Consider the following 20,467-nt stretch of genomic DNA (forward strand, 5'->3'; position numbering starts at 1 on the left):
GCGAGTAACTCATAATGGGTATTCATTTTGCGGCGTTCTGTAATCTTCGTCACACTTTTATACCGGGTGTTTTTGGCGATAAAAAAGTTATAAATTACTTTTAATTCATTGTGTTGAGTGTTTTACCGGCGTTTTTCATACCGTTTGGCATTCAATATTGGTGATCCGCAAAACACTATTGAAAATATTTTCTGACAAATGCATTTTTTCAATATTGGTGAGAGGGTTAACAATATTGAAAGTTGCGAATATCAGTGTGTGACATTTTCAATATTGGTGATTATGGTTTTATTTCCGAATTAAAGAGCGTGATATCTGTATTTAGCGCCGCCGATATAAATACGTTTCCTTCATGATTTCTGGAGATGCAATGAAGATAATTACTTGTTACAAGTGCGTACCTGATGAACAGGATATTGTCGTTAATCACGCAGACGGTTCATTAGATTTCAGCAAAGCGGATGGGAAAATCAGCCAATACGATCTGAATGCAATAGAAGCAGCCTGCCAACTGAAGCAACAGACCAGCGATGCACAGGTGATCGCCCTGAGTGTCGGGGGCAAAGCCTTAACCAATGCGAAAGGGCGCAAAGATGTGCTTTCCCGCGGCCCGGACGAGCTGGTGGTCGTCATTGACGATGCTTTCGAGCACGCCTTACCGCAGCAAACTGCCGCCGCTCTTGCCGCTGCCGTACAAAAGGTGGGTTTTAACCTGATCCTTTGCGGCGATGGTTCTTCCGATCTCTATGCCCAGCAGGTCAGTCTGCTGGTGGGGGAAACGCTGAAGATTCCTGCCATCAACGGTGTGAGCAAAATCCTCTCACTGACGGAAAGCACACTGACGGTTGAACGTGAGCTGGAAGATGAAATTGAAACGCTCAGTATTCCTCTTCCTGCCGTTGTGGCTGTTTCTACCGATATTAACTCCCCGCAAATTCCGTCCATGAAAGCCATTCTTGGGGCAGCGAAAAAACCGGTGCAGGTCTGGTCGGCTGCCGATATTGGTTTCACCGCCGGGGACGCCGGGTCCACACAAAGGGTGGCTGCGCCGAAACAGCGTGAACGCCAGCGCGTTGTGATTGAAGGCGATGGTGAAGACCAGATCGCGGCGTTTGCCGATAGCCTGCGCAAAGTCATTAATTAAGAAGGGGATGTTATGAGCAAGTTTTCCAGCGTCTGGGTATTCAGCGATACCGCATCTCGCCTGCCGGAACTGATGGGCGGCGCGCAGAGTTTAGGTGAACAGGTTAATGCGTTTGTACAAAGCGCCGACGAGGCCACCGCGGCGATTCAGTTGGGCGCGAATCACATATGGCAATTAAGCGGCAAACCTGACGATCGCATGGTGGAAGAGTATGCGGATGCGATGGCGCAGACGATTCGTCAACACGCAGATTCTGGTCTGGTGCTGTTGCCTGGCACGCGTCGTGGCAAACTGTTGGCGGCAAAACTGGGCTATCGCCTGGGGGCTGCGGTCTCTAATGACGTCAGCGGCATCACTTCGCAGGACGGACGTGCAACGGTCAAACACATGGTGTATGGCGGTCTGGCCATCGGCGAAGAGACTATTCGTTCGTCGTTTGCCGTACTGACATTGAGCAGCGGCACCTTTGAGGCGTTACCGCCGGATAGTTCACGCAGCGCTGAGACACACACCGTGGCCTGGCAGGCGCCGGCAATCTCCGTTACACGCACAGCGACTCAGGCGCGTCAGAGCAACAGCGTTGATCTCGACAAAGCCCGTCTGGTGGTCAGTGTGGGTCGCGGTATCGGCAGCAAAGAGAACATCTCGCTGGCGGAGGCTCTGTGTCAGGCCATTGGCGCAGAACTGGCCTGCTCTCGTCCGGTGGCTGAAAACGAGAAGTGGATGGAGCATGAGCGCTACGTCGGGATCTCGAACCTGATGCTCAAACCGGAACTGTATCTGGCGGTAGGTATCTCCGGGCAGATCCAGCATATGGTCGGGGCAAACGGTGCGCAGACCATTTTTGCCATCAACAAAGATAAAAATGCGCCGATCTTCCAGTACGCGGATTACGGCATTGTCGGTGATGCGCTGAAGATCCTTCCTGCGCTGACGACCACACTGGCGCGCTAACCCATTACCTGGCAGGGAGTATGTATGTCCGAAGATATCTTTGATGCCATCATCGTCGGGGCTGGGCTTGCGGGATCCGTCGCAGCGCTGGTGCTCGCTCGTGAAGGGGCGCAGGTGCTGGTAATTGAACGCGGAAATTCCGCTGGCGCGAAGAATGTCACCGGTGGGCGTATTTACGCCCACAGCCTGGAGCGCATTATTCCGGGCTTTGCTGAGCAGGCGCCTGTTGAACGCGTTATTACCCATGAAAAGCTCGCCTTTATGACCGAAAACGGGGCGATGACGATGGACTATCTCAACGGCGAACAGGCTGGTCCTTCGCAGGTCTCTTATTCGGTATTGCGCAGCAAATTCGACGCCTGGCTGATGGAGCAGGCGGAAGAAGCCGGGGCGCAGCTTATCACCGGGATCCGCGTGGATAACATTGTCCAGCGAGAGGGCAAGGTTGTTGGCGTGGAAGCCGACGGTGACATCATCGAATCGAAAGTGGTGATCCTCGCCGGTGGCGTCAACTCTCTGCTGGCCGAAAAACTGGGGATGGCGAAACGCGTGCAGGCCGCGCATGTGGCAGTGGGTGTCAAAGAGCTGATCGAACTGCCGAAGTCGGTGATTGAGGATCGTTTCCAGTTGCAGGGAAACGAAGGAGCAGCCTGTCTGTTCGCCGGTTCACCGACAGATGGTCTGATGGGCGGCGGCTTCCTGTATACCAATGAAAATACACTGTCACTGGGGCTGGTGTGCGGTCTTCATCATCTGCAAGAGGCGAAAAAATCGGTTCCGCAAATGCTGGAGGATTTTAAACAGCATCCGGCCGTCGCGCCGCTGATTGCGGGCGGCAAATTGGTGGAGTACGCCGCGCACGTCGTTCCGGAAGCCGGGATGAACATGCAGCCTGAGCTGGTGGGCGACGGGGTTCTGATTGCCGGTGACGCCGCGGGGATGTGTATGAACCTCGGTTTTACCATTCGCGGAATGGATCTCGCGGTGGCCGCAGGTGAAGCGGCGGCGAAAACGGTGCTCTCTGCCATGCAACGCAACGACTTCAGCCGTCAGGGGCTGGCGGAGTATCGCCAACACCTGGACGACGGCCCGATGCGGGATATGCGCATGTATCAACGACTGCCAGCGTTTCTCGATAACCCTCGCATGTTTACCCGCTACCCGGAAATGGTGGTTGGGATCGCGCGCGATCTTTTTACCGTCGATGGCAGCGCACCGGTTCCTGTGCGTAAGAAAATTCTGCGCCACGCGAAGAAGGTGGGTTTTATCAATCTGATGAAAGATGGCATTAAAGGAGTGACCGTATTATGACTTCTACCGTCAATGTGGACGTCAAACTGGGCGTTAACAAATTCAATGTCGATGAAGAGAATCCGCACATCATTTTGAAAACCGCACCGGATAAGCAGGTGCTGGAGGTACTGATTAAAGCGTGTCCTGCCGGACTGTACAAAAAGCAGGATGACGGCAGCGTGCGCTTTGATTACGCCGGATGTCTGGAGTGCGGAACCTGTCGGATCCTGGGACTCGATACGGCGCTGGAGAAATGGGAGTACCCGCGCGGCACCTTTGGTGTGGAATTTCGTTATGGCTAAACCTGCTGCCGGATGACGGCTGCGCCTTATCCGGCCTACGCAGGGACCAAAGGTAACGTACGCAGGCCTGGAGGCAACGTATGTAGGCCTGATAAGCATCGCGCCATCAGGCGGTAGGCGGATGACGGTTACGCCTTATCCGGCCTACGCAGGACCGAAGGTAACGTACGCAGGCCTGGAGGCAAAGTACGTAGGCCTGATAAGCATCGCGCCATCAGGCGGTAGGCGGATGACGGCTGCGCCTTATCCGGCCTACGCAGGAGCAAAGGTAACGTACGCAGGCCTGGAGGCAACGTATGTAGGCCTGATAAGCATCGCGCCATCAGGCATAAAGGTAAATCAAACAGGACATCGTCATGCAACAGCCCAGAAACTTTGATGACATGCAGTTCTCCTCTATTCACCGCAGGATCATGCTGTGGGGAAGCGGCGGGCCATTTCTGGACGGTTATGTGCTGGTAATGATTGGCGTCGCGCTGGAACAACTCACACCCGCGCTGCAACTGGATGCCGACTGGATAGGACTGCTGGGGGCGGGCACGCTGGCGGGTCTGTTTGTCGGCACCTCTTTGTTTGGCTATATCTCGGACAAAGTGGGACGGCGCAAAATGTTTCTCATCGATATCATCGCCATTGGGGTGATTTCGATAGCGACCATGTTTGTCTCTTCACCCGTTGAACTGCTGGTAATGCGTGTGCTGATTGGCGTGGTCATTGGCGCGGATTACCCCATTGCCACCTCAATGATCACTGAGTTTTCCAGCACCCGCCAGCGCGCCTTTTCAATAAGCTTTATTGCGGCGATGTGGTACGTCGGCGCGACCTGCGCCGATCTGGTCGGTTACTGGCTGTATGACGTTGAGGGCGGCTGGCGCTGGATGCTGGGCAGTGCGGCTATTCCCTGTCTTTTGATCCTGATTGGCCGCTTTGATTTACCTGAATCACCGCGCTGGCTGTTGCGTAAAGGCCGGGTGAAAGAGTGTGAAGAGATGATGATTAAGCTGTTTGGCGAGCCGGTGGCGTTCGATGAAGAACCGGCGCAGGAGACGCGTTTTTTACAGTTGTTTAATCGTCGCCACTTTCCGTTTGTCCTGTTCGTCGCCGCCATCTGGACCTGTCAGGTGATTCCGATGTTTGCCATTTACACCTTCGGGCCGCAGATTGTCGGCCTGTTGGGACTGGGTGCCGGGAAAAGTGCAGCGCTGGGAAATGTGGTGATCAGCCTGTTCTTTATGTTGGGCTGTATTCCGCCAATGTTCTGGCTGAACAGCGCGGGACGGCGGCCACTGTTGATTGGCAGTTTTGTAATGATGACGCTGGCGCTGGCGGTGCTGGGGCTAATCCCGGAAATGGGCATCTGGCTGGTGGTGACGGCATTCGCGGTGTACGCGTTTTTTTCCGGCGGGCCGGGTAACCTGCAATGGCTCTATCCGAACGAACTGTTCCCAACGGACATTCGTGCCTCTGCCGTTGGTGTGATCATGTCTTTAAGCCGCATCGGTACTATCCTCTCCACCTGGGCGCTGCCGATCTTCATTACCCAATATGGCATCAATCATGTCATGTTGATGGGGGCGGGGATCTCATTGGTCGGGCTGCTGGTGTCTATTGCTTTCGCGCCGGAAACGCGTGGCTTAACGCTGACCCAGACCAGCAGTATGACGATTCGCAGGAAGCCGTTGTGTTGAGTTCGCCGTTCAGAGTGTTCTGTATTTTCCTTCGCAGTCAGTCAGTTAGTCTACAGTTAACGTGTCTATCACTGAAAACGACTGAAAAGCAGGGAGAACACCATGCAAAAGAAACTGTTAATCGCGTCTATTTTTGCCACAGCCACTCTCTTCACCGTTGCGGGTTGCTCCTCTAATCAGGCCGTCCGCACGACGGATGGCAGGACCATCGTGACCGACGGTAAGCCGCAGGTAGATGACGATACCAGTCTGGTCTCCTACAAAAATGCGGAAACGGGTCAGACAGAGCAAATTAACCGCGACCAGGTGAAAAACATGAGCGAACTGGATAACTAGTTCAATTTTCTCTATTCATACACTCAATAATATTCACTATTAGCCTGTTAGATTACTGACTACACTCTTTTATAAAACAGAGCAGTAAAATAACAGGCTAATCATGATCCTTATTATTTATGCGCATCCTTATCCGCAGCATTCGCATGCGAATAAACGGATGCTTGAGCAGGCAAGGACGCTGGAAGGCGTAGAAATCCGTTCGCTCTATCAACTCTATCCTGACTTCAATATCGATATCGCTGCAGAACAAGAGGCGCTTTCGCGTGCTGATCTGATTATCTGGCAGCATCCCATGCAGTGGTACAGCGTTCCCCCTTTACTCAAATTGTGGATGGATAAAGTCCTTTCCCATGGCTGGGCCTATGGTCACGGCGGAACTGCCCTGCGTGGTAAACAGCTCATGTGGGCGGTAACCACCGGCGGGGGGGAAAGCCATTTCGACATCGGCGCACATCCGGGTTTTGACGTGCTTTCACAACCGCTTCAGGCCACGGCGCTTTACTGTGGTCTCAACTGGCTGCCGCCGTTTGCGATGCACTGTACCTTTATTTGCGATGACGAAACGCTCCAGGCACAGGCGCGTCACTACAAGCAACGACTGATGGAATGGCAGGAGACGCACAATGGATAGCCATACGCTGATACAGGCGCTGATTTATCTGGGGTCTGCGGCGTTGATTGTGCCGATTGCCGTTCGGCTGGGGCTGGGATCCGTGCTGGGTTACCTCATTGCCGGATGCATTATCGGGCCATGGGGATTGCGTCTGGTGACCGACGCTGAATCTATTCTGCACTTTGCCGAAATCGGTGTGGTGCTGATGCTGTTTGTTATTGGCCTTGAACTGGATCCGCAGCGGCTGTGGAAACTGCGCGCCTCAGTGTTTGGCGGTGGCGCGTTGCAGATGGTGGTCTGCGGCAGTCTGATTGGCCTGTTTTGTATGTTCCTCGGCCTGCGCTGGCAGGTCGCGGAACTGATTGGTATGACGCTGGCGCTCTCCTCCACGGCGATTGCCATGCAGGCAATGAATGAGCGCAACCTGACCGTGTCGCAGATGGGGCGTAGCGCCTTTGCTGTGCTGTTGTTCCAGGATATCGCGGCAATTCCGCTGGTGGCGATGATCCCTCTGCTGGCGGCGAGCGGGGCATCCACGACGCTGGGGGCGTTTGCGCTGTCGGCGTTGAAAGTGGCTGGCGCGCTGGTGCTGGTGGTCCTGCTGGGTCGCTATGTGACCCGTCCGGCACTGCGTTTTGTGGCGCGCTCGGGCTTACGCGAAGTGTTCAGCGCCGTGGCGCTGTTTCTGGTGTTTGGTTTTGGGCTGCTGCTTGAAGAGGTCGGTTTATCAATGGCGATGGGGGCGTTCCTGGCGGGGGTATTACTGGCAAGTTCAGAGTATCGTCACGCGCTGGAAAGCGACATTGAGCCGTTCAAAGGCCTGCTCCTGGGGCTGTTTTTCATCGGCGTTGGGATGTCTATCGACTTCGGTACGCTTATCGATAATCCCTTGCGAATCGTCATTTTGCTGCTGGGCTTTCTGGTTATTAAAACCGGGATGCTGTGGCTGATTGCTCGTCCTTTACAGGTGCCGAATAAACAGCGTCGCTGGTTTGCGGTACTGCTGGGGCAGGGGAGTGAGTTCGCGTTTGTGGTCTTCGGCGCGGCGCAAATGGCCAATGTGCTCGATCCGGAATGGGCAAAGTCGTTGACGCTGGCGGTGGCTCTGTCGATGGCGGCGACGCCGATTTTGCTGGTGATCCTGACTCGCCTGGAGAAATCGGCGACCGGTGAAGCGCGAGAAGCGGATGAGATTGATGAAGAGCAACCGCGGGTGATCATTGCCGGGTTTGGTCGCTTCGGGCAGATCACCGGGCGTTTACTGTTATCGAGCGGCGTGAAAATGGTGGTTCTCGATCACGATCCGGACCACATCGAGACGCTGCGCAAATTTGGGATGAAGGTGTTTTACGGGGATGCGACGCGAATGGATCTGCTGGAATCTGCCGGGGCGGCGAAAGCCGAAGTGCTGATCAACGCCATCGATGACCCGCATACCAGCCTGGATCTGACGGAAATGGTGAAAGATCATTTTCCGAACCTGCAAATCATTGCCCGTGCGCGGGATGTTGATCATTACATTCGTCTGCGTCAGGCGGGGGTAGAACATCCGGAACGTGAAACGTTTGAAGGCGCGTTGAAAACCGGGCGTCTGGCCCTCGAAAGTCTCGGACTTGGACGCTATGAAGCCCGCGAGCGTGCCGATCTGTTCCGTCGCTTTAATACCCAGATGGTGGAAGAGATGGCGAGGGGCGAGAACGATGCAACCTCCCGTGCGGCGGTGTATAAACGCACCAGCGCGATGTTGAGTGAAATCATCACCGAAGACCGTGAACATCTGTCGTTAATTCAGCGTCATGGCTGGCAGGGGACGGAAGAAGGCAAGCACACGGGCGACGTGACCGATGAGCCGGACGCCAAACCGTCAGCATAGGTAAAAAATGTGATGTACTGCAAACTTTACTGCTAACGGGTTGTTTTTGCACAACTGTAACGCCGGGAGTCCAGGAGGAAGACGTGGACTCGCCAGCAGAACGGAAAATTTTCGTGCTCATCCTCTTTTCGTCAGTCGACGAAAGATTGCTCTTTCCGTATAGTGGCGACAATTTTTTTGTATCCGGGAAATATTCAATGATCAGTCTGATTGCTGCGTTAGCGGTAGATCGCGTTATTGGTATGGAAAATGCCATGCCGTGGAATCTGCCTGCCGATCTCGCCTGGTTTAAACGTAATACGTTAAATAAGCCTGTCGTGATGGGGCGCCATACCTGGGAATCCATTGGTCGCCCGCTGCCGGGGCGTAAAAACATCGTGATCAGCAGCCAGCCAGGCACCGACGATCGCGTACAGTGGGTGAAATCTGTCGACGAGGCGATAGCGGCCTGTGGCGATGTGCCTGAAATCATGGTCATCGGCGGCGGACGTGTGTATGAGCAGTTCCTGCCAAAAGCGCAGAAACTGTATCTGACGCACATCGATGCCGAAGTGGAAGGGGATACGCATTTCCCTGACTATGAGCCAGATGACTGGGAATCGGTGTTCAGCGAGTTTCACGACGCTGATGCGCAGAACTCGCACAGCTATTGCTTCGAAATTCTGGAGCGTCGCTAAGCGATGAGTGCCTGATGGCGGCGTAACGCTTTATCAGGCCTCCAAAACCAACGTAGGCCGGATAAGCGCAGCGCCATCCGGCGAAAAGATTACGCGTTAACCGCTTCGCCTTCACCTAAATCTATCTGACGGTTCGACGGTTGGATAAAATACTGCTTATCTTCCCACCGCAAGCAGGTTAACGCCCCGCCCCAGCAGCAACCCGTATCCAGCGCATAAATTCCTTCCGGCGTACCTTTCCCTTCCAGCGATGCCCAGTGACCAAACACGATGCTATACGCTTCACTGACCGGGCCTGGAATGGCAAACCAGGGCTTCAACGGCGCAGGCGCATCCTCCGGGGACTCTTTGCTGTACATATCCAGTTGGCCGTTCGGGAAGCAGTAACGCATCCGGGTAAAGGCGTTGGTAATAAAACGCAGGCGTGCCAGCCCGGTCAGTTCTGGCGACCAGTTATTGGGCATATCACCGTACATAGCATCGAGGAAGAAAGGATAAGAGTCGCTCGACAGCACCGCTTCAACATCGCGTGCGCACTCCTGGGCGGTTTGCAGATCCCACTGCGGCGTAATTCCCGCATGTGCCATCACCAGCTTCTTCTCTTCATCAACCTGCAGTAGCGGCTGACGACGCAGCCAGTTGAGCAGTTCGTCAGCGTCTGGCGCCTCCAGCAACGGACTCAGCCGGTCTTTCGGTTTATTACGGCTGATACCGGCAAACACCGCCAGCAGATGCAGATCGTGATTACCAAGCACCAGGCGCACGCAGTCGCCCAGAGATTTCACATAGCGCAGCACGTCAAGAGAGCCAGGACCACGGGCGACCAGGTCACCGGTAAGCCAGAGGGTATCGTTTTCGGCGTTAAAATTAACCTGATGTAGCAATGCGATCAGTTCATCGTAGCAACCATGAACGTCGCCAATAAGGTATGTTGCCATAGCTATTGTTTTAATGAATAAGAGTGGAGACGGCGAGTCGGAAAACCGGAATGTCGATGGTAAAGGCGACGCCATTCTCATCAATCATTTCGTAGTGACCCTGCATGGTGCCCAGCGGTGTTTCAATAACCGCTCCGCTGGTGTACTGATACTCTTCGCCAGGGGCAATGTGCGGCTGCACGCCAACCACACCTTCGCCCTGGACTTCGGTTTCTCGGCCATGACCATTGGTAATCAGCCAGTAGCGTCCCAGTAACTGCACTGGCGCTCGCCCCAAATTGCGGATAGTTACGGTATAGGCAAAAACGTAACGTTCATCTTCAGGTGAGGATTGCGCTTCAATGTAGACGCTTTGTACCTGAACACACACTCGGGGCGAATTGATCATACTTAGCTCTCCTTTGATGGCGCGTTTTCTGACAGATAGTTCGCCATCTGGCAGTACTGCGCGACAGAGATATTTTCCGCTCGCATTGCCGGGTCAATACCCAGTTCCATCAGAACCTCAACGCTGAACAGATTGCCGAGACTATTACGAATCGTTTTACGACGCTGGTTGAATGCTTCTGTGGTGATACGGCTCAACACACGAATATCCTTCACGGGATACGGCATTACTTTGTGTGGAACCAGGCGCACGACGGCAGAATCCACTTTTGGCGGCGGCGTGAAGGCCGTCGGCGGGACTTCAAGCACCGGGATCACGTTGCAATAATATTGCGCCATCACACTTAATCGACCATACGCTTTACTGTTGGGGCCTGCAACCAGACGATTAACCACCTCTTTTTGCAACATAAAGTGCATATCGGCAATGGCATCAGTATAGCTAAACAGGTGGAACATCAGCGGTGTAGAAATGTTATACGGCAGGTTACCGAACACGCGCAGCGGTTGCCCCATCTTTTCCGACAATTCGCCGAAATTCATGGTCATAGCATCCTGCTGATAAATGGTCAGCTTTGGCCCCAGGAAGGGATGCGTTTGCAGACGCGCAGCCAGATCGCGGTCAAGTTCAATGACCGTTAGCGCGTCCAGGCGTTCGCCTACCGGTTCCGTCAATGCTGCCAGACCTGGGCCGATTTCGACCATTGCCTGACCTTTCTGCGGGTTAATGGCAGAGACGATGCTGTCGATCACAAACTGATCGTTGAGAAAGTTTTGCCCGAAGCGTTTACGGGCTAAGTGGCCCTGATGGACTCGATTATTCATTGGGTATTAACAATCATTTTGATGGCGAGATTAAGCGCCGTAATAAAACTGCCGACATCGGCTTCTCCTCGGCCTGCCAGTTCAAGAGCAGTACCGTGATCGACCGAAGTACGAATAAAGGGCAGGCCCAGCGTGATATTCACACCGCGACCAAATCCCTGGTATTTTAGCACGGGGAGGCCCTGATCGTGGTACATCGCCAGCACGGCGTCCGCCTGTTGCAGGTATTTAGGCTGAAACAGGGTGTCAGCCGGTAGCGGGCCGATTAATTGCATCCCCTGCGCACGTAGTGTATCGAGCACCGGAATGATCGTATCAATCTCCTCGGTGCCCATGTGACCCCCTTCCCCTGCGTGCGGGTTCAGACCACAGACCAGCACACGCGGCTCGACGATCCCAAATTTGGTACGCAGATCGTGATGCAGGATACCGATCACTTCATGCAGCAGTGCAGGGGTAATCGCATCCGCGATGTCACGCAGTGGCAGATGTGTGGTCGCCAGCGCCACACGCAACTCCTCGGTTGCCAGCATCATCACCACTTTTTTTGCCTGCGCGCGCGCTTCAAAAAACTCTGTGTGACCGGTGAAGGGCACGCCTGCGTCATTGATCACGCCTTTGTGCACAGGACCGGTAATCAATGCGGCGAACTCATTGTTCAGACAACCGTCGCAGGCGCGCGCCAGCGTTTGCACCACATATTCACCGTTTTCTACAGCAAGCTGACCGGGAGCGGCAGGGGCGCGTAACGTAACCGGCAGCAGCGTCAGCGTTCCGGCGGCTTGCGGCATTGCAGGGTGTTGTGGCGTGTAAGGGAGCAGTGTGAGGGGGAGACCGAGCATCGCTGCCCGCTCTGTTAATAACGTAGCGTCAGCACAGACGACCAGTTCAACCGGCCAGTCGCGCTGGGCAAGCTCGATGACGAGATCCGGACCAATCCCGGCGGGTTCGCCGGGAGTGATCACAACGCGTTGGGTAACCGTCATTAATTGCTCAGGATTTTAACGTAAGCGCTGGCGCGTTGTTCCTGCATCCAGGTTGCCGCTTCTTCCGAGAACTTACGGTTCATCAGCATACGGTAAGCTCTGTCTTTCTGGGCCGCATCGGTTTTATCCACGTTACGCGTGTCCAGCAGTTCGATCAGATGCCAACCGAAGGAAGAGTGTACCGGGGCGCTCAACTGGCCTTTGCTCATGCGGGTTAATGCATCGCGGAACGCCGGATCGAAAATGTCTGCTGCGGCCCAACCCAGATCGCCGCCCTGGTTGGCAGAACCCGGATCCTGAGAGAACTCTTTCGCTGCGGCAGCAAAGGTGGTTTTGCCACTCTTAATATCCGCTGCAATCTGTTCAAGCTTCTGACGCGCCTGCTCATCGGTCATGATCGGCGACGGTTTCAGCAGGATGTGGCGAGCGTGAACTTCGGTGACCGAAATATTCTGGCTCTGACCACGCATATCGTTCACTTTCAGGATATGGAAGCCAACACCGGAACGAACAGGACCGACAATGTCGCCTTTTTTCGCGGTGCTCAGGGCCTGGGCAAAGATGCCAGGCAGTTCCTGAATACGACCCCAGCCCATTTGACCGCCTTTCAGCGCCTGCTGATCAGCAGAGTAGGTAATCGCCAGCTTACCGAAGTCGCTGCCTTTACGGGCTTGATCGACGATAGAACGGGCCTGGGTTTCCGCTTCGTTCACCTGGTCAGAGGTTGGGTTTTCCGGCAGCGGGATCAGGATGTGACTCAGGTTGAGTTCTGTGCTGGCATCATTCTGATTGCCAACCTGCTGCGCCAGCGCATCGACTTCCTGCGGCAGGATCGTCACGCGGCGGCGCACTTCGTTGTTACGCACTTCAGAGATGATCATCTCTTTGCGGATCTGGTTGCGATAGGTCGAATAGTTCAGACCATCGTAAGCCAGACGGCTGCGCATCTGATCGAGCGTCATGTTGTTCTGCTTAGCAATATTGGCAATTGCCTGGTCAAGCTGTTCGTCAGAGATTTTGACGCCCATTTTCTGACCCATTTGCAGGACAATTTGATCCATAATCAGACGTTCCAGGATCTGGTGACGCAGCGTGGCGTCGTCCGGAAGTTGTTGACCTGCCTGGTTAGCGTTCATTTTAACGGACTGCATCAGGCCATCTACATCGCTTTCCAGTACGACACCGTTATTTACGACGGCTGCGACTTTATCGACTACCTGCGGGGCAGCGAAACTGGTATTCGCGATCATGGCGATACCGAGAAGCAGCGTTTTCCAGTTCTTCATACTTTTTCCATTTCAATTAACCGCACTGCGGATTACGTGGTAAATCAATCAGATCACAAAGAGCTTTGATACGGCAAAATGTTGGACCGCAACATCTCTTTCGTGCCGAGGCCGTAGTTAGAGCTCAGGCCACGAAGTTCGATATTAAAGCCAATCACGTTGTCATATATCGCGTGTTCTTTCTCGCTCTCCCAGCCGTTCAGCTTACGCTCGTAACCGACGCGAATGGCATAACAGCAGGAGTTGTACTGCACGCCTAACATCTGGTCGGCGGGTTTGTTCACGTTGGTATCGTAGTAGTAAGCACCGACAATGGACCAGCGGTCGGCAATCGGCCAACTGGCGACGGCGCCCACCTGGTTGATCCCGTTTTTGTACTGCTCAACGGTGGAATAGTACGACGGCAACGTGGCCTGAATATATTCCGGGCTGGCGTAACGGTAGTTCAACTGCACCAGGCGATCTTCATCTCGACGGTATTCAATACTGGAGCTGCTGGTCGCTACGCTATCCAGTCGGGTATCGTACTGAATACCACCGCGCAGACCCCAACGTTCTGAAATTCGCCAGTAGGTATCGCCCGCCCACACCAGTGAACCCGTTTTGTCATCATTCTCCCATTTGATGTTGTCATCGCCAGTGCGAGACTCCGTGAAATAGTAGATTTGACCTACAGAAACGTTAAAACGTTCAACGGCTGCGTCATCATAAACGCGAGATGTGACGCCGGTCGTAACCTGGTTTGCTGACGCAATGCGGTCCAGGCCGCCGTAGGTACGATCGCGGAACAGACCGGTATAGTCCGATTGCAGCAGAGAGGAGTCGTAGTTATAAATCTTGCTCTGATCGCGATATGGCACATACAGATACTGCGCGCGCGGTTCCAGCGTCTGGGTATAACCTGGCGCGAGCATATTCATGTCGCGCTCAAATACCATCTTCCCGTCGACTTTAAACTGCGGCATCACGCGGTTGGCTGAATCATCAAGTTCTGTTGCATTGTTGGCGTTATACCATTTCAGATTGGTCTGCTGATAATGGGTTGCCAGTAGTTTTGCTTCGGTATTCAGACTGCCCCACTGGTTCGACAGCGGCAGGTTGATGGTCGGCTCAAGATGCAGACGCGTTGCTTCCGGCATATTGTCCTTGGTATTGACGAAATGCACGGCCTGACCATAAATGCGGGTATCAAACGGACCCACATCGTTCTGGTAGACGTTAACGTCTAACTGCGGTTCTGCGGAATAGCTGCTGATATTCTGATCGCTGAAGACCTGGAACTGCTTCGTTGAAACCGTGGCGTCAAAGTTCTGTACCGCGTAACCGACGCTGAATTTCTGCGTGGCGTAGCCGTCGGTACTGGAACCATACTTATTATCGAAATCATTAAAGTAGCTGGAATCGCTGACCTTGGTGTAGTCGACATTGAAGCGCCACACCTGATCCAACACGCCCGCATGTTGCCAGTAAAATAACCAGCGGCGTGAATTGCTATCGTTCGGATGTTCATCGTCATAGACGCGGTCGGAATTCAGATAATCAAATTCCATCAGCCCCGCACCCGCCTGCGTCAGATAACGGAACTCGTTCTCCCACATGATGCCGCCACGACGATGCATGTAATGCGGCGTAATAGTCGCATCCATGTTAGGCGCGATGTTCCAGTAATACGGCAGATAGAACTCAAAGTAGTTCTTTGACGTGTACTTGGCGTTAGGGATCAGGAAACCGGAGCGGCGCTTATCGCCAACGGGTAATTGCAGATACGGGCTATAAAAGACCGGAACCGGACCCAGCTTAAAGCGGGCATTCCAGATTTCCGCAACCTGCTCTTCGCGGTCATGGATCACTTCGCTACCGACAACGCTCCAGGTGTCAGAACCCGGCAGACAGGAGGTGAAACTCCCGTTTTCAAGAATGGTATAGCGGTTCTCACCGCGTTGTTTCATCAGATCGGCTTTCCCGCGGCCCTGACGACCTACCATCTGGTAATCACCTTCCCAGATATTCGTATCTTTGGTGTTCAGGTTTGCCCAGCCCTTCGGCCCTTTCAGGATCACCTGGTTGTCGTCGTAGTGGACGTTGCCGAGGGCATCTACGGTACGGACGGGCTCAGGCTGACCCTGCGCCTCTTTCTGATGAAGCTGAACCTCATCGGCTTGCAGGCGGCTGTTCCCCTGCATGATATCCACATTCCCGGTAAACACCGCGTCATCAGGGTAATTCCCTTTTGCGTGATCGGCATTAATGGTCACAGGGAGTTGATTTGTCTCGCCCTGCACCAGAGGACGGTCATAGCTGGGTACGCCCAACATACATTGTGAGGCGAGACTGGCCGCCAGACCCTGTTGACTGTAAAGGGCTGTGGCAATCATGGTGGCCAGGAGAGTGGGAATACGTTTTTTCATACGTTGTATTTATTGTTCCATCATCAGTAGCGTCGCGCGTGACAAACCGCCACAGCCTAACTTACTCATGTTCGTAGCGCTAGTGTTAATCCTGCCGCTATAGCGTCGGTGGTGTTAGTCACGGCTGTGAATGACAGGTATGATAATGCAAATTATAGGCTATGTCCCACAATTGACCGTAGCCGTAAGCGTGGTAAAAGCCGCTTATTTTTGTGGGACGTATCCTCACCGGGCGTGGGAAATATTGGGGAGTCTATGCAGTACTGGGGAAAAATAATTGGTGTGGCTGTCGCGCTGATCATGGGCGGCGGCTTTTGGGGCGTGGTTCTGGGGCTGTTAATTGGCCATATGTTTGACAAAGCCCGCAGCCGAAAAATGGCATGGTTTGCCAACCAGCGAGAGCGTCAGGCTCTGTTTTTTGCCACAACCTTCGAGGTGATGGGGCACTTAACGAAATCAAAAGGGCGCGTTACCGAGGCTGACATCCATGTTGCCAATGTATTGATGGACCGTATGAACTTGCATGGCGAATCGCGATCCGCTGCACAAAACGCGTTCCGCGTCGGAAAATCAGACAATTACCCGCTGCGTGAAAAAATGCGTCAATTCCGTAGCGTCTGCTTTGGTCGGTTCGATCTCATCCGCATGTTTCTGGAGATCCAGATTCAGGCAGCCTTTGCGGATGGTTCGCTCCATCCCAACGAGCGTGAAGTGCTGTATGTCATTGCCGAAGAGTTGGGGATTTCCCGTACTCAGTTCGACCAGTTCTTGCGAATGATGCAAGGGGGCGCGCAGTTTGGCGGCGGCTATCAACAGCAATCCGGCAGCGGTGGTGCCTGGCAGCAGGCACAGCGTGGCCCAACGCTGGAAGATGCCTGTAATGTTCTGGGGGTAAAACAGAGCGATGATGCGACAACCATTAAACGCGCTTACCGTAAGCTGATGAGCGAGCACCATCCGGACAAACTGGTCGCAAAAGGTCTGCCGCCAGAAATGATGGAAATGGCGAAGCAAAAAGCGCAGGAAATTCAAAAAGCGTACGAGCTAATTAAAGAGCAAAAAGGGTTTAAATGATGGTGTTGCCGGATGGCGACGCAAAGCGTCTTATCCGGCCTACAACACCCAATCGTAGGCCTGATAAGCGTAGCGCCATCAGGCAAGATTGTTAAAAATCCGCCGGGGCTTTAAAGGTCATACTGTTACCGTAAGCGGGATGGGTGATAGTCAACATTTCGGCATGCAGCAACAGCCGTGGCGCCATCGCCAGCGCTTCCGGCGGCGCATAAAAACGGTCACCCAGAATCGGGTGGCCTGTCGCCAGCATATGGACGCGCAGTTGATGTGAACGCCCGGTAATCGGCTTTAACACCACGCGTGCGGTGTTATCCGCGGCAAATTCAATGACCTCATATTCCGTCTGCGCCGCTTTGCCGGTTTCATGACACACTTTCTGCTTCGGACGATTCGGCCAGTCACAAATGAGCGGTAAATCCACCAGTCCCTCAGCGGGCGCGGGATGTCCCCATACCCGCGCGACGTACTGTTTTTTCGGCTCACGTTCACGAAACTGACGCTTCAACTCTCGTTCTGCGGCTTTGGTGAGCGCCACTACAATCACACCGCTGGTGGCCATATCCAGGCGATGCACCGATTCCGCCTGCGGATAGTCGCGCTGAATACGCGTCATCACGCTGTCTTTGTGTTCCTCAAGACGGCCCGGTACCGACAACAAACCGCTGGGCTTGTTAACCACGATGATATGTTCATCCTGGTACAGGATAACCAGCCAGGGCTCCTGCGGTGGATTATAGTGTTCCATTCCCATTTCGGGCTCCGTTATTGATGCGTAACGACGATCAGACGCAGGGCGTCCAGACGCCATCCCGCCTGGTTCAGGCTTTCCAGTACCTGCTGACGGTTGCTCTCAATCGCCGCCAGTTCGTCATCGCGGATATTCGGGTTAACGGCGCGCAGTGCTTCCAGACGCGACAGTTCAGCAGACAGTTTTTCATCCGCTTCATTTCGCGCGGCGTCAATTAATGCGCGAGCCGATTTCTCAACCTGCGCCTCACCCAATTGCAAAATCGCATGAACATCCTGCTGCACCGCGTTGACCAGTTTGCTACCGGTGTGGCGGTTAACGGCGCTTAACTGGCGGTTAAAGGTTTCAAATTCCACCTGGGCCGCGAGGTTGTTACCGTTTTTATCCAGCAGCATACGGACCGGCGTCGGCGGCAGGAAGCGGTTAAGCTGAAGTTGCTTCGGCGCCTGCGCTTCCACCACATACACCAGCTCCAGCAGCAGCGTACCCACCGGCAACGCTTTGTTCTTCAGCAGTGAAATAGTGCTACTGCCGGTGTCGCCGGAGAGGATCAGATCCAGACCGTTGCGAATCAGCGGGTGTTCCCAGGTAATAAACTGGGCATCTTCGCGCGAAAGCGCCACATCACGCTCAAAAGTAATCGTGCAACCATCTTCCGGCAGACCCGGGAAATCCGGAACCAGCATATGATCGGACGGCGTCAGCACGATCAGGTTTTCACCGCGATCGTCCTGGTTAATGCCGACGATATCAAACAGGTTCATGGCAAAGGCAATCAGGCTGGTATCGTCATCCTGCTCTTCAATGCTGTCGGCCAGTCGCTGCGCTTTTTCTCCGCCGTTGGAGTGAATCTCCAGCAGGCGGTCGCGGCCCTGTTCCAGTTGCGCTTTTAACGCTTCATGCTGTTCGCGACAGGTTTTAATGAGATCATCAAAACCGTCCGTCTCTTCCGGGGTCGCCAGATAGTTGATCAGGTTGCTGTAGACGGTGTCATAAATGGCGCGACCGGTCGGGCAGGTGTGTTCAAACGCATCCAGACCTTCGTGATACCAGCGAACCAGCACCGACTGCGCTGTTTTCTCTAAATAAGGGACGTGGATTTGAATATCGTGCGCCTGGCCGATACGGTCAAGACGGCCAATACGTTGCTCCAGCAGGTCCGGGTTAAACGGCAGATCAAACATGACCAGGTTGCTGGCAAACTGGAAGTTACGCCCTTCTGAGCCGATTTCTGAACACAACAGCACCTGCGCGCCGCTGTCTTCTTCTCCAAACCAGGCCGCCGCGCGGTCGCGTTCAATAATCGACATCCCTTCATGGAATACGGCGGCGCGAATACCTTCGCGTTCGCGCAACACCTGCTCCAGTTGCAGAGCGGTCGTTGCTTTCGCGCAGATCACCAGAACTTTCTGTGAGCGATGGCTGGTCAGGTAGCCCATCAGCCACTCAACACGCGGATCGAAGTTCCACCATGTGCCGGTCTCACCTTCAAATTCCTGATAAATCTGTTCCGGATAGAGCATATCGCGCGCTCTGTCTTCCGCGCTTTTGCGTGCTCCCATAATGCCGGACACTTTAATCGCCGTCTGATACTGGGTCGGCAGCGGCAGCTTGATGGTGTGCAGTTCGCGTTTCGGGAAACCTTTAACGCCATTACGGGTATTACGGAACAATACGCGGCTGGTACCGTGACGGTCCATCAGCATGGAAACCAGTTCCTGACGCGCATTCTGGGCGCCATCGCGATCGCTGTTCGCGGTTTGTAGCAGCGGTTCGATGTCCTGTTCGCCAATCAGTTCACCCAGCATGTTGAGCTCTTCGTTGCTGAGTTTGTTCCCCGCCAACAGCATCGCCACCGCATCGGCAACCGGACGGTAGTTTTTCTGCTCTTCAACAAATTGCGCGAAATCGTGGAAACGGTTGGGGTCCAGCAGACGCAGACGCGCAAAGTGGCTTTCCATACCCAGTTGTTCCGGGGTTGCGGTCAGCAACAGTACGCCTGGCACGTGTTCGGCCAGTTGTTCAATTGCCAGATATTCGCGGCTCGGCGCGTCTTCGCTCCAGACCAGGTGATGCGCTTCATCGACAACCAGCAGGTCCCATTGTGCATCACACAGATGCTCCAGACGCTGTTTATTACGGCGCGCGAAATCCAGTGAACAGATGACCAGTTGCTCGGTTTCAAACGGGTTCAGGGCATCATGCTGGGCTTCGGCGTAACGTTCGTCGTCAAACAGTGAGAAACGCAGGTTGAAGCGGCGTAGCATTTCAACCAGCCACTGATGCTGCAGGGTTTCCGGCACGATAATCAGCACGCGTTCCGCTGCACCCGAAAGCAGTTGTTGATGCAGGATCATCCCCGCTTCAATGGTTTTACCCAGACCGACTTCATCAGCCAGCAGTACGCGCGGCGCATGACGTCGGCCCACATCGTGAGCAATATTAAGCTGGTGAGGGATCAGGCTGGTGCGCTGTCCGCGCAGGCCGCTCCACGGCATACGGTACTGTTCGCTCTGAAATTTACGCGCCCGGTAGCGCAGTGCAAAACGGTCCATGCGGTCAATCTGACCGGCAAACAGACGATCCTGCGGTTTACTGAATGCCAGCTTGCTGTCGAGCAACACTTCGCGCAGCGTCACGCCGGTTTCTTCGGTATCAAGACGTGTACCAATATAGGCAAGCAAACCGTTTTCTTCTTTTACTTCATCGATTTGCAGTTGCCAGCCTTCATGGCTGGTAATGGTGTCGCCAGGATTGAACATTACGCGGGTCACGGGGGAGTCACTGCGCGCATACAGACGGTTTTCACCGGTAGAGGGGAAAAGTAAAGTGACGGTGCGCGCATCCATTGCGACGACGGTTCCAAGTCCCAGTTCGCTTTCTGTATCGCTGATCCAGCGTTGACCAAGTGTAAAAGGCATATATCTTCGGC

General features: G+C 54.2%; 18 protein-coding genes. 10 read left to right on the forward strand and 8 right to left on the reverse strand.

Translation table 11 applies throughout. The annotated features are described in order from the left end of the window. The first annotated feature begins 370 nt into the window (after positions 1–370). The 9 genes from WB371_RS02020 (at position 371) to folA (ending at position 8,883) form a co-directional block, all read left to right on the forward strand. Positions 371–1,144, forward strand: a complete 774-nt coding sequence (locus WB371_RS02020; RefSeq protein ID WP_336218452.1) for an electron transfer flavoprotein FixA — start codon at positions 371–373, stop codon at positions 1,142–1,144. A 12-nt stretch (positions 1,145–1,156) separates the two neighbouring features. Next, entirely contained in the window at positions 1,157–2,098 is a 942-nt protein-coding gene (locus WB371_RS02025) for an electron transfer flavoprotein subunit alpha/FixB family protein (protein WP_336218453.1), read from the forward strand. 24 nt (positions 2,099–2,122) lie between these two features. Next, a complete protein-coding gene (locus WB371_RS02030; protein ID WP_336218454.1) occupies positions 2,123–3,409 on the forward strand; it encodes an FAD-dependent oxidoreductase in 1,287 nt (428 codons plus the stop codon). Continuing rightward, on the forward strand, positions 3,406–3,693 hold the full coding sequence (fixX, locus tag WB371_RS02035; RefSeq protein WP_336218455.1) for a ferredoxin-like protein FixX: 288 nt from the start codon (positions 3,406–3,408) through the stop codon (positions 3,691–3,693). Before WB371_RS02030 ends, fixX begins: the two co-directional genes overlap by 4 nt. 356 nt (positions 3,694–4,049) lie before the next feature. Then, entirely contained in the window at positions 4,050–5,381 is a 1,332-nt protein-coding gene (locus WB371_RS02040) for an MFS transporter (protein ID WP_336218456.1), read from the forward strand. A gap of 102 nt (positions 5,382–5,483) precedes the next feature. After that, complete coding sequence (locus tag WB371_RS02045) at positions 5,484–5,717, forward strand: YgdI/YgdR family lipoprotein (protein ID WP_336218457.1); 234 nt, start codon at positions 5,484–5,486, stop codon at positions 5,715–5,717. Between the two features lie 103 nt (positions 5,718–5,820). Further along, positions 5,821–6,351: a glutathione-regulated potassium-efflux system oxidoreductase KefF gene (kefF, locus tag WB371_RS02050; protein WP_336218458.1), complete on the forward strand. Its 531-nt coding sequence runs from the start codon at positions 5,821–5,823 to the stop codon at positions 6,349–6,351. Continuing rightward, the gene (kefC, locus tag WB371_RS02055) at positions 6,344–8,206 is read left to right on the forward strand and encodes a glutathione-regulated potassium-efflux system protein KefC (RefSeq protein WP_336218459.1); all 1,863 of its coding nucleotides are present in this window, start codon (positions 6,344–6,346) and stop codon (positions 8,204–8,206) included. Before kefF ends, kefC begins: the two co-directional genes overlap by 8 nt. Before the next feature lie 197 nt (positions 8,207–8,403). Continuing rightward, on the forward strand, positions 8,404–8,883 hold the full coding sequence (gene folA, locus WB371_RS02060) for a type 3 dihydrofolate reductase (RefSeq protein ID WP_000624381.1): 480 nt from the start codon (positions 8,404–8,406) through the stop codon (positions 8,881–8,883). Positions 8,884–8,972: 89 nt separating this feature from the next. Here the strand turns inward: folA and apaH are convergent, their stop codons facing one another. The 6 genes from apaH to lptD are packed head-to-tail and all read right to left on the reverse strand — an operon-like array spanning position 8,973 to position 15,713. Next, a complete protein-coding gene (apaH, locus tag WB371_RS02065) occupies positions 8,973–9,821 on the reverse strand; it encodes a bis(5'-nucleosyl)-tetraphosphatase (symmetrical) ApaH (RefSeq protein ID WP_336218460.1) in 849 nt (282 codons plus the stop codon). 10 nt (positions 9,822–9,831) lie between these two features. After that, a complete protein-coding gene (apaG, locus tag WB371_RS02070) occupies positions 9,832–10,209 on the reverse strand; it encodes a Co2+/Mg2+ efflux protein ApaG (RefSeq protein ID WP_336218461.1) in 378 nt (125 codons plus the stop codon). A 2-nt stretch (positions 10,210–10,211) separates the two neighbouring features. Then, a complete protein-coding gene (gene rsmA, locus WB371_RS02075) occupies positions 10,212–11,033 on the reverse strand; it encodes a 16S rRNA (adenine(1518)-N(6)/adenine(1519)-N(6))-dimethyltransferase RsmA (protein WP_336218462.1) in 822 nt (273 codons plus the stop codon). Next, the gene (gene pdxA / locus WB371_RS02080) at positions 11,030–12,019 is read right to left on the reverse strand and encodes a 4-hydroxythreonine-4-phosphate dehydrogenase PdxA (protein WP_336218463.1); all 990 of its coding nucleotides are present in this window, start codon (positions 12,017–12,019) and stop codon (positions 11,030–11,032) included. Before pdxA ends, rsmA begins: the two co-directional genes overlap by 4 nt. Further along, the gene (gene surA / locus WB371_RS02085) at positions 12,019–13,305 is read right to left on the reverse strand and encodes a peptidylprolyl isomerase SurA (protein WP_336218464.1); all 1,287 of its coding nucleotides are present in this window, start codon (positions 13,303–13,305) and stop codon (positions 12,019–12,021) included. The genes pdxA and surA overlap by 1 nt, the downstream gene beginning before the upstream one ends. 53 nt (positions 13,306–13,358) lie before the next feature. Beyond that, positions 13,359–15,713, reverse strand: coding sequence for an LPS assembly protein LptD (lptD, locus tag WB371_RS02090; protein ID WP_336218465.1), 2,355 nt, complete (start codon positions 15,711–15,713; stop codon positions 13,359–13,361). Between the two features lie 255 nt (positions 15,714–15,968). Here lptD and djlA point away from each other — a divergent pair, with 255 nt between their 5' ends. Continuing rightward, positions 15,969–16,787 carry a co-chaperone DjlA gene (gene djlA, locus WB371_RS02095; protein ID WP_336218466.1) on the forward strand — a complete coding sequence of 273 codons (819 nt, stop codon included), beginning with the start codon at positions 15,969–15,971 and terminating at the stop codon, positions 16,785–16,787. A 91-nt stretch (positions 16,788–16,878) separates the two neighbouring features. Here djlA and rluA read toward each other — a convergent pair whose 3' ends face one another. Both rluA and rapA read right to left on the reverse strand, forming a co-directional pair. Beyond that, entirely contained in the window at positions 16,879–17,538 is a 660-nt protein-coding gene (rluA, locus tag WB371_RS02100) for a bifunctional tRNA pseudouridine(32) synthase/23S rRNA pseudouridine(746) synthase RluA (protein ID WP_336218467.1), read from the reverse strand. 11 nt (positions 17,539–17,549) lie between these two features. After that, complete coding sequence (gene rapA, locus WB371_RS02105) at positions 17,550–20,456, reverse strand: RNA polymerase-associated protein RapA (protein ID WP_336218468.1); 2,907 nt, start codon at positions 20,454–20,456, stop codon at positions 17,550–17,552. Between the last annotated feature and the right edge of the window lie 11 nt (positions 20,457–20,467).

Origin of the sequence: Citrobacter amalonaticus (assembly GCF_037053465.1) — a bacterium.
In the GTDB taxonomy this organism is placed as follows: domain Bacteria; phylum Pseudomonadota; class Gammaproteobacteria; order Enterobacterales; family Enterobacteriaceae; genus Citrobacter_A; species Citrobacter_A amalonaticus_H.

What these genes read in the sequence shown, in the direction of transcription:
- folA (WP_000624381.1), top strand. Translation starts at nt 8,404, where the DNA reads ATGATCAGTCTGATTGCTGCGTTAGCGGTAGATCGCGTTATTGGTATG.
- rsmA (WP_336218462.1), bottom strand. Translation starts at nt 11,033, where the DNA reads ATGAATAATCGAGTCCATCAGGGCCACTTAGCCCGTAAACGCTTCGGG.
- apaH (WP_336218460.1), bottom strand. Translation starts at nt 9,821, where the DNA reads ATGGCAACATACCTTATTGGCGACGTTCATGGTTGCTACGATGAACTG.
- kefF (WP_336218458.1), top strand. Translation starts at nt 5,821, where the DNA reads ATGATCCTTATTATTTATGCGCATCCTTATCCGCAGCATTCGCATGCG.
- rapA (WP_336218468.1), bottom strand. Translation starts at nt 20,456, where the DNA reads ATGCCTTTTACACTTGGTCAACGCTGGATCAGCGATACAGAAAGCGAA.
- lptD (WP_336218465.1), bottom strand. Translation starts at nt 15,713, where the DNA reads ATGAAAAAACGTATTCCCACTCTCCTGGCCACCATGATTGCCACAGCC.
- rluA (WP_336218467.1), bottom strand. Translation starts at nt 17,538, where the DNA reads ATGGGAATGGAACACTATAATCCACCGCAGGAGCCCTGGCTGGTTATC.
- fixX (WP_336218455.1), top strand. Translation starts at nt 3,406, where the DNA reads ATGACTTCTACCGTCAATGTGGACGTCAAACTGGGCGTTAACAAATTC.
- surA (WP_336218464.1), bottom strand. Translation starts at nt 13,305, where the DNA reads ATGAAGAACTGGAAAACGCTGCTTCTCGGTATCGCCATGATCGCGAAT.
- djlA (WP_336218466.1), top strand. Translation starts at nt 15,969, where the DNA reads ATGCAGTACTGGGGAAAAATAATTGGTGTGGCTGTCGCGCTGATCATG.
- WB371_RS02020 (WP_336218452.1), top strand. Translation starts at nt 371, where the DNA reads ATGAAGATAATTACTTGTTACAAGTGCGTACCTGATGAACAGGATATT.
- WB371_RS02030 (WP_336218454.1), top strand. Translation starts at nt 2,123, where the DNA reads ATGTCCGAAGATATCTTTGATGCCATCATCGTCGGGGCTGGGCTTGCG.
- WB371_RS02025 (WP_336218453.1), top strand. Translation starts at nt 1,157, where the DNA reads ATGAGCAAGTTTTCCAGCGTCTGGGTATTCAGCGATACCGCATCTCGC.
- WB371_RS02045 (WP_336218457.1), top strand. Translation starts at nt 5,484, where the DNA reads ATGCAAAAGAAACTGTTAATCGCGTCTATTTTTGCCACAGCCACTCTC.
- kefC (WP_336218459.1), top strand. Translation starts at nt 6,344, where the DNA reads ATGGATAGCCATACGCTGATACAGGCGCTGATTTATCTGGGGTCTGCG.
- WB371_RS02040 (WP_336218456.1), top strand. Translation starts at nt 4,050, where the DNA reads ATGCAACAGCCCAGAAACTTTGATGACATGCAGTTCTCCTCTATTCAC.
- pdxA (WP_336218463.1), bottom strand. Translation starts at nt 12,019, where the DNA reads ATGACGGTTACCCAACGCGTTGTGATCACTCCCGGCGAACCCGCCGGG.
- apaG (WP_336218461.1), bottom strand. Translation starts at nt 10,209, where the DNA reads ATGATCAATTCGCCCCGAGTGTGTGTTCAGGTACAAAGCGTCTACATT.